The sequence below is a fragment of the Bacillus sp. REN10 genome (assembly GCF_016820555.1).
Classification (GTDB): Bacteria; Bacillota; Bacilli; order Bacillales; family Domibacillaceae; genus Bacillus_CE.
Genome location: NZ_JADHDW010000006.1, coordinates 86,934 through 99,768, shown reverse-complemented (window position 1 = coordinate 99,768; position 12,835 = coordinate 86,934). Strand labels below are relative to the sequence as shown.

The following is a 12,835-nucleotide window of genomic DNA, read 5'->3' as shown; positions in this document are numbered from 1 at the left end:
GGCTTAATCCTCTAAGTTTTCAAGCTTGGACGATTGCTCTTCCATAATTAATGCATTAAGCACTTCGTCTAGCTTGCCTTCTAAAATTTGATCCAGCTTTTGAATCGTTAAGCCGATTCGGTGATCTGTCACACGGTTTTGCGGGAAATTATACGTGCGAATACGTTCAGAGCGATCACCGGAACCGACAGCCGATTTACGTTGCGCGTCATACTCGGCTTGAGCTTCCTGTTGAAACTTATCATATACGCGGGCACGAAGGACTTTCATCGCCTTCTCTTTATTTTTGATTTGTGATTTCTCATCCTGACATGAAACAACCGTACCTGTTGGAATATGGGTTAAGCGAACAGCAGACATTGTTGTATTAACACTTTGCCCTCCTGGTCCGCTCGATGCAAACGTATCTACTCGAATATCTTTTTCATGAATCTCTACTTCCACATCTTCTGCTTCCGGCAAACAAGCAACCGTTGCTGTTGATGTATGAATACGCCCGCCAGATTCTGTTTCTGGTACGCGTTGCACACGATGCGCTCCATTTTCAAACTTCATTTTTGAAAAAGCGCCTTTTCCGTTAATCATAAAAATAATCTCTTTATAGCCGCCTAATCCAGTCGGGCTCGCTTCAATGACTTCCGTTTTCCAACCTTGCGCCTCTGCATAACGGCTATACATCCGATAAAGGTCGCCAGCAAATAAAGCCGCTTCATCTCCACCTGCGGCTCCGCGAATCTCCATAATAACGTTTTTGTCATCATTCGGGTCTTTCGGGATCAACAAAATTTTCAATTGCTCTTCATATACTTCTAAACGAGCCTCTAACTCATGCATCTCTTCTTTGACCATTTCGCGCATGTCCGCATCCAATTTCTCTTCGAGCATCGCCTTCGCATCTTGATATTGCGACTTCGCTTCCTTATACTCACGATACACTTCAACCGTTTCTTGGATATCTGATTGTTCCTTCGAATAATCTCTAAGCTTCTTCGGATCATTCACAATCTCCGGATCACTCAAAAGCTCATTTAACTTATCATAACGGTCCTCAACCGCCTGCAACCGATCAAACATAACGTCACCTCAACTATTCGTCCATAATGTTACTATTATATAATATCAAAAAAAACAGGACAACACGAAATGCGGAAGGCGCCGTTTAGCGACGTATGGACTGCAGCCAGCCGTATGAGATAAAGGAAGCACGATGAACGACAGTGAATCGATGTTGACTTATCGTAAGGAGGATGGCGGAAGTACACTAGTCGCTGGCGCCTGCAGCTGGACAACACGAAATGCGGAGCCGACTGTTCAGACACGACAAGCAAATGTTCTGGCGCTGGAAAGACGACAGTCTTGCAAGCGACAGGTTATTTGACTCGAGTGTCTAGGAGGCGGAGCTAGACAACACGAAATGCGGAAGGCGCTCGAACATCGAAAAAACCTTTTTCAGCCGAGCTGAAAAAGGCGGGGATTTATTTGATCACCATGTCGATTTTGTATCTTGGCAGGGCAGCCACTAGGCTTTTGTAGGCTTCTTTTGCTTCGTCATCTGTGTAGCGGCGACCTTGTTTTTGATGCACAGTGACTCTCATCTTATTGCCGTTAATCCATACTGATCCTGGTTCGTATGGGGTAAAGCGCTTAATGACATCGCGAGCGTGGTCAATGTCTGTGCCTCGAGTTGGCTGGTTTGGTGATAAATCTAAAAAGTTCGGATTTTGATTCGTGTTGACTGGATCATCTTGCTTCGCTTCATCTGCTCGCGTTTTCGTCAATTTGTCAGGGGCAAACTCTTTTCCATTCTTGTTTTCATTCCAGCTTTCTTGTGAAGCTTGTTTATCTCCACACGCACCTAAAGCAAATGCTAACAATATAGCCATCAGAAAAAAGCGCATAAAAAAACCTCCTTTACGCTTAGGTTGACCTGTTTAAAGGAGGTTTATCCGACTTCGAATTATTTTTTCTCTAGGTGATGAACAGCTTTAGGCACTTCATGATGATGGCGGCAGCGCGGTTCATAACTCTCCGATGCACCGACTAAAATGACTGGATCGTCATATTTAGCAGGTTGTCCATTAATTAAGCGCTGCGTGCGGCTAGCTGGTGACCCGCAAACAGCACAAACCGCTTGCAATTTCGTAACTAGCTCCGCTGCTGCCATTAAAGCAGGCATAGGACCAAATGGCTCCCCGCGAAAATCTTGATCCAAACCTGCTAAGACTACTCGATGTCCTTGATTCGCTAACGTTTGGGCTACCTTCGTAATTTCATCATCAAAAAACTGCGCTTCATCTATTGCTACTATATCTATATCAGACGTCACTTCGGCTAAAATGGCTGCACTGTTTTGAATCGGTTTGGCCATCACAGATGAACCATTGTGAGACACCACCGATTCCTCGCTATAACGGTTATCAATGGCCGGTTTAAATACCATAATCTTTTGTTTAGCAAATTGAGCACGACGGACACGACGAATCAGCTCCTCCGACTTTCCGGAGAACATACTTCCACAAATGACTTCTAACCACCCAGTTTGTTTCATTACATACATGAAAGAAAAACCCCACTTTCATCGTTCAACGTACAAAAAAAAGGCAAGCAGTTAATTGTTAACTCCTTGCCTGTCTTTTTGACTTCATTAGTTCTTGATGCCGTATTTTTTGTTGAAACGGTCAACACGTCCGCCAGCATCAGCGAATTTTTGGCGACCAGTATAGAATGGATGGCACTCAGAGCAAACCTCAACTTTGATTTCCTCGTTTACAGAACCAGTTTCAAACTCGTTTCCGCATGCGCATTTTACCATTACTTTTTTGTAATTTGGATGAATTCCTGCTTTCATTCTTGTCATCTCCTTCCGCCCTGAATCATTTCGAAACAGAGTAAGTATATACGAAGTCCGGCAAAGAAAAACACCGAACTTAATTACTAAACACACCTCAACATTATAACAAGCCTATAAATAAAAATCAATTAGGAATTATAAAATTCGTTTCGATGGTCCATTGGTTTTAATTTCCGCAACCAGCTGCTCGATGAAATCAGCATTCGATCTCGTTTGGCGCAATCGGCGAAGGAATTTTTCCGCAAGATCCGGTGAATCCGACATCGTTTTGCGAATCGACCAAATCATTTCCAGCTGTTCTTTTTGGATCAGCAATTCTTCTTTACGCGTACCGGAACGTTTAATATCAATAGCTGGGAAGATACGGCGTTCAGCAAGAGAACGATCGAGATGAAGCTCCATATTTCCCGTCCCTTTAAATTCTTCATAAATAACATCGTCCATACGGGAACCTGTATCAACAAGGGCTGTGGCTAAAATCGTTAAGCTTCCGCCTTCTTCAATATTACGGGCCGCACCGAAAAAGCGTTTCGGACGGTGGAAAGCAGCTGGATCGATCCCTCCAGATAATGTTCGTCCACTTGGAGGAATGACCAAGTTATAGGCGCGAGCCAATCTTGTAATACTATCCATCAATATGATGACATCACGCTTATGCTCCACTAAGCGCATCGCACGTTCTAATACAAGCTCGGCCACTTTAATATGATTTTCCGGCACTTCATCAAATGTGGAGCTCACTACTTCTGCTTGAACAGAACGCTCAATGTCCGTTACCTCTTCCGGGCGCTCATCAATTAATAAGACAATCAGCTCAGCTTCCGGATGGTTGGTCGTAATGGAGTTGGCAATTTCTTTTAACAGCATCGTTTTCCCAGCTTTTGGCGGAGCAACGATTAATCCGCGCTGACCGAAGCCAACAGGCGAAATTAAATCCATAATTCGAGTAGAAAGATTTTTAGGGTTCGTTTCGAGTAAGATTTGACGGTCCGGGTATAAAGGAGTCAGTGCAGGGAAATGAACACGCTCTTTCGCTGTTTCCGGATCATCGCCATTAACCGCTTCTACATGCAGAAGACCATAATAGCGCTCATTTTCTTTAGGAGGTCGTACCTTTCCAGATACTTTATCGCCATTTCTTAAATCAAAGCGGCGAATTTGAGAAGCAGAGATATAGATATCTTCGGAGCTAGGTGAGTAATTGATCGGCCTCAAGAAACCGAAGCCTTCTGATTGAATGATCTCTAAAACGCCTTCCATGAAGAAAAAGCCTTGTTCTTCCGCGCGCGCTTTTAAAATAGCGAAAATCAATTCTTTTTTTGTTAATTTACTATAGTAAGAAATTTTATATGTACGCGCGAGTTCATAAAGCTCTTTCAGCTTTAAATTTTCTAAATAGGATATTGTTAATTCTTCCATTTTGGCACCACACTTTAGTTTAATTCTCCCATATACAATAGAGAGCCGTTCTTTATAAAACATACCTATTTTAACTGTTAGGGATGACTGAAGCAATAAATAAATAGGTTGTAAAGGAAGGAAAAAGTTGCACACGCGGTTGCTCGCAGTAATGATCGTGGGTTACAAAAAATGAAACAGCAGAAACAGGTGAGTCTCCTGCTTCTACTGTCGGATTGCTATTAAGGTTTAATGACTAAATTTGGCTTCTTGCTTAAGCTATGGCGACCATCGATAAAACGAACCGTACCAGATTTTGCTCTCATAACGATCGAATGTGTTTCTCCATAAGAGCCTTTGAATTGAACGCCGCGCATTAGCTCACCATCCGTTACTCCTGTCGCAGCAAAGATGGCATCGTCACCGCGAACAAGATCTTCCATGCGAAGCACTTTGTTCACATCAAGTCCCATTCCTTCGCAGCGTCTAATTTCAGCTTCATCTTGCGGAAGTAAACGTCCTTGAATTTCTCCTCCAAGACATTTCAAAGCTACAGCCGCAATAACACCTTCTGGAGCTCCGCCAGAACCAAATAGGATGTCTACACCAGTTTTATCAAATGCTGTGTTAATCGCACCTGCCACGTCACCGTCATTAATTAATTTAATGCGGGCGCCTGCTTCGCGCAATTGCGCAATGATCTCGGCATGACGCGGACGGTTTAATACCGTAGCTACAACATCCTCAATATCTTTATTTTTTGCTTTTGCGACAGCTTTTAAATTATCAAGCACAGACGCATTAATATCAATTTGACCAACCGCTTCTGGACCAACTGCGATTTTGTCCATATACATATCTGGGGCATGTAGGAGGTTGCCATGGTCAGCTACAGCCAGTACAGCTAGTGCATTCCAACCGCCAGATGCCACAATATTTGTACCTTCCAGGGGATCTACAGCTACATCCACTCTTGGACCGTAGCCAGTACCAAGTTTCTCGCCGATGTACAGCATTGGAGCCTCGTCCATCTCACCTTCACCGATAACAACTGTTCCTTTCATCGGGATCGTATCGAACACGTCACGCATAGCAGAAGTTGCCGCGTCATCCGCCTCATTTTTCTTTCCTCGTCCCATCCAGCGAGCGGAAGCTAAAGCTGCGGCCTCCGTTACACGGACAAGCTCCATTGATAAACTTCTTTCCATTTTGGTTTTCCTCCTGTACTACTATTGCAAATTTTAATCCGTATATCACATTAACATATATATTGTAACACATACAGAAGAAATTGCAGATAACAATTGTTCAGCTTTTTATTTGCTCTAATTCTTCTTCAGATAGCTTCTCTCGCCAAAGTTCTGCGCCGATGTCGCTCAGCTTTTCAACGAGCCTGCTATATCCTCTATCAATATGCTCAAGCCCGGTTACTTCTGTCACACCTTCTGCCATCAATCCAGCAATCACAAGAGCCGCTCCAGCACGCAAATCACTCGCCTTTACTTTAGCGCCTTGCAGCTGTACGGAACCGTTGATCACAGCGGACCGCCCTTCCACTTTCATATTGGCATTCATCCGGCGCAATTCATCCACATGTTTAAACCGGGCAGAATAAATCGTATCCGTTACAATAGCCGATCCCTCGGCTTTTGTTAAGAGAGCGGTAAAAGGCTGTTGAAGATCAGTAGGAAAACCTGGATAAACAAGCGTTTTAATGTCGACTGCTTTTAATTGATCTGCTTTTCCAACAAAAATTTTGTCATCGGCCGTCTCAATTGGAATGTTCATCTCTCGCAGCTTTGCTATTAAAGACTCTAAATGCAGAGGAATGACATTGTCGATGACAATTCCTTCACCAGCAGCCGCGGCAAGAATCATAAAGGTACCGGCTTCGATTCGGTCGGGAATAATCGTATGACGGCAACCGTTCAACTGTTCCACACCATCGATTCGGATCACATCTGTGCCGGCTCCTTTAATCTTTGCGCCCATATTGTTTAACAATGTAGCCACATCAATAATTTCCGGCTCTTTTGCCGCATTTTCAATGATGGTGCGCCCTTTCGCTTTCACAGCAGCAAGCATAATATTAATGGTAGCCCCTACACTGACCACATCTAAATAAATTCTTGCGCCGCGAAGCTCTTCCGCTCGCAAGTAAATAGCCCCTTGTTCATTCGTTACTTCTGCTCCAAGCGCTTCAAACCCTTTAATGTGCTGATCAATAGGACGAGGACCTAAATGGCAGCCGCCCGGAAGACCAATGACTGCCTTCTTAAACCGCCCAAGCATGGCGCCCATCAAATAGTAGGAAGCTCTAAGCTTTTTAACGCGGCCATTCGGAAGAGGCATCGCAATCATATTCGTAGGATCTACTTGCATTTCGCCATCTTTAAAGGTGACTTCTCCACCGATTTCTTCCAATAGCCCCTTTAGCATATGAATATCAGATATATCCGGCAGCCCTTCAATGGTGACTGGAGACTCCGCCAAAATGGTGGCAGGAACAAGAGCAACCGCACTATTCTTCGCTCCATCAACTTTAATGGTTCCCTTCAACGGACGTCCTCCAACAATTTTCAGCTTTTCCATGTTTGACTCCCTTCTTTCACGCACTGACTAAGCATCGAAAAGGAATAATACCTAGATGTTTTACAGACATTTTGATAAATAATAGTTTATCCCAAAGGAGGTAAATCATGTAATAAACATAAATTATTTTGCTTTTCGTTGTTCCCAATCAGCAAGAAACGCATCGATTCCTTTATCTGTTAATGGATGTTTAAACATTTGCTGCAATACTTTAAATGGAATAGTCGAAATATGCGCCCCGCGAAGAGCTGCTTGTGTGACATGTTGAGGATGGCGAATAGATGCGGCGATAATTTCAGTTTCAATTCCATGAATCGTAAAAATCTCCGCAATTTCTTCAATTAAGTGTAATCCGTCTGTACCGATATCATCTAAGCGTCCTAAAAATGGAGATACATATGTAGCGCCTGCACGCGCAGCTAATAGAGCTTGGTTGGCACTGAAGATCAAAGTCACATTCGTTTTAATGCCTTCTTTCGCAAAAGTAGCTACCGCCTTTAATCCGTCTGGCGTCATCGGTACTTTTACTGTAATATTTGGAGCGATTTTTGCTAGTTCACGGCCTTCTTCGATCATTCCCTCGGCATCAAGAGCAATAACTTCAGCGCTGACTGAATCACTGACTAAATCTGTAATTTCACGAAGACGTTCATGGAATGGAACATCTTCCTTTGCCACTAAAGAAGGGTTCGTTGTTACTCCTGATAAAATGCCCCAAGAATGGGCTTCCTTAATTTCTTCCATATTTGCTGTATCAATAAATAACTTCATCATTCAACTCTCCTTTTTATCAACCAATATTGTGTGTGCATTCATTGCGTCATGCCAGAATTACTGGAATCTGAGTATTTTTTTAGAAAATACGTTTATTAAAAAAATATGCACGGAAACCGCCTTACTCAATAAGGCGGTTTCGCTAGTGCTTTTGATATATTTTTTACGCTTTACCTGAAGAACCAAATTCACGCATTTTGCCTTTAACTGTTTCTTTAATCGTATCGCGTGCAGGTCCTAAGTATTTGCGTGGATCGTATAGATCTGGTTTTTCAGCTAATACTTCACGAACTGTTTTCGCTGAAGCAATTTGGTTTTCTGTGTTTACATTAATCTTTGCTGTTCCTAAAGAGATGGCTTTTTGGATATCTTTTGTTGGGATGCCTGTACCGCCATGAAGCACTAACGGTACCCCTGTTAAATTCATCACTTCTTCCATACGATCAAAACCAAGGTTTGGTTCACCTTTGTAAGGTCCATGGACAGAGCCTAATGCAGGTGCAAAGCAGTCTACACCTGTTTCACGAACTAATTGATCACACTCAGCAGGAATGGCATACATCGCTTCTGCATCATCTACAATAAGATCGTCCTCTTGACCGCCGATGCGTCCGAGCTCCGCCTCTACAGATACACCATGAATGTGCGCAAGTTCAACTACTTTTTTCGTTAATGCAATATTTTCTTCTAACGGATGATGAGATCCATCAATCATAACAGAAGTAAATCCTGCATGAATTGCTTTTGCACACATTTCAAAGCTTGAACCGTGATCTAAATGAATAGCTACTGGTACAGTTACGTTGTACTCTTCCATTAACGCTTTAACCATGGCAACAACGAATTTAAAACCACCCATGTAGCGAGCAGCGCCTTCAGAAACCCCAAGAATTACAGGTGATTTTTCTTCTTCTGCTGCTTGTAAAATCGCTTGAGTGAATTCAAGATTATTTAAGTTAAATTGCCCTACAGCGTATTTTTCTTCTTTTGCTTTGTTAAGCATCTCTGTCATGGAAACTAAAGGCATAAATGTTTTCCTCCTTGATCATCTGTTGTCAGTATTCTGACCTATTCATTTCTCACTCTGTATCATACCAAAATAACTTTCAAAACAAAAGTGCGAGGCGTTTAATTAACGCCTGAAATGAGATGAAGCAAAGGCGGATCAGACTTCATCCAGCCATGACGATGGAAACTTAGTAAGCAATATACTCCTTCACCGTTTCGCGAATATCATCAATATCAAATGGTTTCGCAAAGTGAGTCAAAGCGCCTAAATTTTTGGCTTCCTGAATCATATCCAGCTCTCCATAAGCCGTCATAATGATGACTCGAATGTCGCTGTTTTTTTCTTTCAGTCTTTTCAAAATCTCAATTCCATCCATCCCGGGAATTTTCATATCTAATAACACCAAATCCGGCTGGTGTTCCTCGGCAATTTCTAATGCTTGAACGCCATTTGCTGCTTGAAATGTTTCATATCCTGCTTTTTGCAATACTTCATTTAATAAAATTCGAATGCCAAATTGATCATCAACAATTAATATTTTTTGACTCACATCGATTCCCCCTACTATGTACACGCTTCTTACGTTTCTATTTCTTTTTCTGCTGTAAAAATTCCTGCTTATTGCGCTAATTAATTTACAATATCCTCCTTCTTTGCTCCTCAAATGAAACAAATGTATAATAGTTAGCGAAAAGGAGGAATTTTCGTGCTTAAAATGTTCTCTACTCAATTAAATGGACTACTCCAGCGAATTGCTGATCAAGAAGCGGAAGTAATTGAAGACGGTGCCCGTTTGCTTGCACAGGCCGCAATCGGCGACGGTACTATTTTTATAAAAGGCTTCAACGAAATGCAAGCGGTAGAAGCGGAAGTCGCGCTCGGAGCAGAACCTCTTCCTCATGCGAAACCACTTTTGTCGACTCATGATGCTTCACCAATCGACCGCCTTCTTCTTATTAGCCGCTTTGCGGATGACGATGAAGCTTTACTGATCGCCAAGCAATTACAAGAGAAAAACATCCCGTTTGTCGCTATTGCCGGCGCTCGGCCTACAGAGAAAGAATCATTAAAGTCTTTAGCAGACATCTTTATCGATACGAAGGTATTAAAGGGCTTGCTTCCAAATGAACAAGGGGAGCGAACTGCCTTTCCATCTAGCATTGCCGCTCTTTATATTTATTTTTTATTAAAACTAACGATGGATGAAATTTTATTAGACAACGATTAAAGTTGCCGCTTGATAACGGCAGCTTTTTATTTTGAAACAAAGATCGGCCAAATACAAAAAAACCGTTACAACGTACACTCACGTTGTAACGGCTTTCGTCTCATTATTGTTTTCCTTTTAATGATGCTTCAATGAAGTCACGGAACAATGGTTGCGGACGAGTTGGTCGAGAAATGAATTCTGGGTGGAATTGAGCAGCCACAAACCAAGGGTGATCGTTCAACTCAATGATTTCCACTAGACGACCATCTGGGCTTGTACCTGAGAAAACAAATCCTTTTTTCTCCATTTGGTCACGGAATTCATTGTTGAACTCATAACGATGACGGTGACGCTCATACACCACTTCATCATTGTACGCCTCAAACGCTTTTGTTCCTTTATGAAGCTTACATGGGTATAGACCTAGACGCAATGTACCGCCAAGATCTTCAACATCCTTTTGTTCTGGTAAAAGGTCGATGATTGGGTACTTCGTTGTCGGATCGATTTCTGAAGAATGTGCGCCTTCAAGGTTTAACACATTTCGTGCAAATTCAATTGAAGCTAATTGCATACCTAAGCAAATACCGAAGAATGGAACTTTATTTTCACGAGCATATTGAATCGCCGCCAGTTTTCCTTCGATTCCGCGGTCACCAAATCCGCCAGGAACTAAAATACCATCTGCCTCTTTTAAACGGTCAGCTACATTTTCTGCTGTGACTTCGGCAGAATTGACCCAATCGATTTCGATATCGGCATCGAATGTGTAACCCGCATGCTTTAATGCTTCCGCAACAGAGATATAGGCATCTTGAAGTTCAACATATTTACCAACAAGCGCGATTCTTGTTTTGCGTGACAAGTTGCGCACCTTTTCTACCAACGCTGTCCACTCTGTCATTTCCGCATCGTGGCATTGAAGTTTTAAATGACGGCAAACTAAGTCATCCATTTTTTGCTCTTGTAAAGCTAATGGCACAGCGTATAACGTATCCGCATCCATCGCTTCGATCACTGCTTCTGGCGCGATATCACAGAAAAGAGCCAGCTTGTCTTTCATATCTTGAGAAATCGGCATTTCTGTACGAACAACGATAATGTTCGGCTGAATACCAAGACTGCGAAGCTCTTTTACGCTATGTTGCGTTGGTTTTGTTTTCATTTCACCAGCCGCTTTTAAGTAAGGAATTAATGTACAGTGAATATACATGACATTGTCTGAACCGAGGTCACTCTTGATTTGACGGATTGCTTCAAGGAAAGGAAGGGATTCAATATCTCCTACTGTTCCACCAATTTCAGTGATGACGACATCGGCATTTGTTTCTTTACCCGCACGCATAACTCGTTCTTTAATTTCGTTTGTAACATGCGGAATCACTTGAACTGTTCCGCCTAAATATTCGCCTCGGCGCTCTTTACGAAGTACTGTAGAATAAATTTTACCAGTTGTCACATTGCTGTACTTAGATAAGTTAATGTCGATGAAACGCTCATAATGACCTAAGTCTAAATCAGTTTCTGCACCATCATCAGTGACGAATACTTCCCCATGCTGATAAGGACTCATCGTTCCTGGGTCCACATTAATGTATGGGTCAAACTTTTGAATCGTTACCTTCAATCCTCGATTTTTCAACAAACGGCCAAGAGATGCAGCTGTAATTCCTTTTCCTAAGGAAGAAACTACCCCACCTGTCACAAAAATATATTTAGTCAACTGAAAAGCCCCCTTCAATCTATTGTTCCCTATAATAAAAGTATTGAATAAACCAATTTTTTCAGGGCTTAAAACACAAAAACGCCCCGCTTACTTAAAAAGTAAAGGGAGCGTTATATACATCGAACATATCTCTTAAAGAGCCCAAATAAAATACTACAATTTGGGCCAAGATAAGTCAAGAAAAGATTAAAAATCTTTAATTCTGATCGTCATCTTCCTCTTCATCCAGATCATATTCATCTTCAGCTACTAGTTCTTCATCGAAGTCTTCTTCTTCTTCTTCGTCATCTAACTCATTTAAGTCTTCAAGATCTTCGATTTCATCTTCATCTTCTAATTCATCGATCTCTTCTTCATCAAAATCAAAGTCTTCATCTGCTTCATCCAGATCTTCGAGATCTTCTTCTTCATCGAAGTCTTCTTTGACAGCCTTTTTCGTCTTTTTCTTTCTCGTTTTCACGGCTGGTGCTACTTCTTCTTCTAATTGGTCAACCGGGTACCATGCACGAAGTCCCCAACGATTCTCACCAAGCGTGATAAAACGGCCGTCAAAATTTAAATCCGTATAGAATTGAACCATACGCTGTTTTAACTCTGCATCGCTCAACTCTAAATACTCTTGGATTTGATTTAACATTTCTTGAAATGTAATGGGCTGTTTGCTTTCTTCAAGAATAGTAAACGCCACTTCAATAAAGGACATTTCTTTTCGTTCTTCTTTAGACAATTGCTTTAAATTCACATCCGCACTTCCCTTCTCTATTTACACACCCTGTCAAAGCAGCAGAGTCTTGCTCGCACCACTTTCCTATCCATTCGTTTGGCAACATATGATTGCTTTCGAACAATTTCAGAGCAAAAAAGGCCATATTTTTCATTATAAACATAACCACTTTCAATATGCTATAAGTTTATGTTAAGATTCTTACTTTTTTTCTACATTTACTTAACGCTTTCATTTAGTGAGTCTTTTCTCGGCTTTTTTAGTTCCATAAACGCTTTGTAAAAGAAGAATAAGGAAAGGAAAATAAAAGGAATCGATCCTAGCTGTTTATTATATAACCATATGACCACAAAAGTCCCAACACCTATGATGATATAACCGAGTAATTGTTTCACCTTTTCACATCCCGTCATTGTCCTTATTCTCATTGTATACTCACAACTAGCATTTATAAAACAAAAATCCCGTATAATTTATATTAAGAAATTGCAAAGGTTGCATTCATGATCATTTATATCCAAAACAAAGAACATTCATAAGTAAAAAAAAGA

Annotated in this window: 14 protein-coding genes; 2 read left to right on the top strand and 12 right to left on the bottom strand. The window is 41.6% G+C overall.

Translation table 11 applies throughout. The features are described from left to right. Positions 1-3 precede the first annotated feature (3 nt). Complete coding sequence (gene prfA / locus IRB43_RS10810; protein WP_203363489.1) at positions 4-1,074, bottom strand: peptide chain release factor 1; 1,071 nt, start codon at positions 1,072-1,074, stop codon at positions 4-6. A gap of 133 nt (positions 1,075-1,207) precedes the next feature. Here prfA and IRB43_RS10805 point away from each other — a divergent pair, with 133 nt between their 5' ends. Then, the gene (locus tag IRB43_RS10805; protein ID WP_203363488.1) at positions 1,208-1,378 is read left to right on the top strand and encodes a hypothetical protein; all 171 of its coding nucleotides are present in this window, start codon (positions 1,208-1,210) and stop codon (positions 1,376-1,378) included. A 97-nt stretch (positions 1,379-1,475) separates the two neighbouring features. Here the strand turns inward: IRB43_RS10805 and IRB43_RS10800 are convergent, their stop codons facing one another. The 9 genes from IRB43_RS10800 to IRB43_RS10760 form a co-directional block, all read right to left on the bottom strand. Continuing rightward, positions 1,476-1,898: a hypothetical protein gene (locus IRB43_RS10800; RefSeq protein ID WP_203363487.1), complete on the bottom strand. Its 423-nt coding sequence runs from the start codon at positions 1,896-1,898 to the stop codon at positions 1,476-1,478. 59 nt (positions 1,899-1,957) lie between these two features. Continuing rightward, positions 1,958-2,557 (bottom strand): thymidine kinase, encoded by a 600-nt coding sequence (locus IRB43_RS10795; RefSeq protein ID WP_203363486.1) that lies wholly within the window; start codon positions 2,555-2,557, stop codon positions 1,958-1,960. Between the two features lie 87 nt (positions 2,558-2,644). After that, complete coding sequence (gene rpmE / locus IRB43_RS10790) at positions 2,645-2,848, bottom strand: 50S ribosomal protein L31 (protein WP_203363485.1); 204 nt, start codon at positions 2,846-2,848, stop codon at positions 2,645-2,647. 138 nt (positions 2,849-2,986) lie between these two features. Next, the gene (rho, locus tag IRB43_RS10785) at positions 2,987-4,270 is read right to left on the bottom strand and encodes a transcription termination factor Rho (protein ID WP_203363484.1); all 1,284 of its coding nucleotides are present in this window, start codon (positions 4,268-4,270) and stop codon (positions 2,987-2,989) included. Positions 4,271-4,491: 221 nt separating this feature from the next. Further along, positions 4,492-5,457 (bottom strand): class II fructose-bisphosphatase, encoded by a 966-nt coding sequence (gene glpX / locus IRB43_RS10780; RefSeq protein ID WP_203363483.1) that lies wholly within the window; start codon positions 5,455-5,457, stop codon positions 4,492-4,494. 100 nt (positions 5,458-5,557) lie between these two features. Continuing rightward, entirely contained in the window at positions 5,558-6,841 is a 1,284-nt protein-coding gene (locus IRB43_RS10775; protein ID WP_203363482.1) for a UDP-N-acetylglucosamine 1-carboxyvinyltransferase, read from the bottom strand. Between the two features lie 123 nt (positions 6,842-6,964). Next, a complete protein-coding gene (gene fsa, locus IRB43_RS10770) occupies positions 6,965-7,612 on the bottom strand; it encodes a fructose-6-phosphate aldolase (protein ID WP_203363542.1) in 648 nt (215 codons plus the stop codon). Between the two features lie 166 nt (positions 7,613-7,778). Then, positions 7,779-8,642, bottom strand: a complete 864-nt coding sequence (locus tag IRB43_RS10765) for a class II fructose-bisphosphate aldolase (RefSeq protein ID WP_203363481.1) — start codon at positions 8,640-8,642, stop codon at positions 7,779-7,781. A 169-nt stretch (positions 8,643-8,811) separates the two neighbouring features. Beyond that, entirely contained in the window at positions 8,812-9,174 is a 363-nt protein-coding gene (locus IRB43_RS10760) for a response regulator (protein ID WP_203363480.1), read from the bottom strand. 165 nt (positions 9,175-9,339) lie between these two features. Between IRB43_RS10760 and IRB43_RS10755 the strand changes: the two genes are divergently transcribed. Beyond that, positions 9,340-9,852: a DUF2529 family protein gene (locus IRB43_RS10755; protein WP_238941962.1), complete on the top strand. Its 513-nt coding sequence runs from the start codon at positions 9,340-9,342 to the stop codon at positions 9,850-9,852. 103 nt (positions 9,853-9,955) lie between these two features. On the opposite strand, the gene IRB43_RS10750 is transcribed toward IRB43_RS10755, so the two are convergent. After that, a complete protein-coding gene (locus IRB43_RS10750; RefSeq protein WP_203363478.1) occupies positions 9,956-11,557 on the bottom strand; it encodes a CTP synthase in 1,602 nt (533 codons plus the stop codon). A gap of 199 nt (positions 11,558-11,756) precedes the next feature. Further along, the gene (rpoE, locus tag IRB43_RS10745; RefSeq protein ID WP_203363477.1) at positions 11,757-12,302 is read right to left on the bottom strand and encodes a DNA-directed RNA polymerase subunit delta; all 546 of its coding nucleotides are present in this window, start codon (positions 12,300-12,302) and stop codon (positions 11,757-11,759) included. Positions 12,303-12,835: the final 533 nt, after the last annotated feature.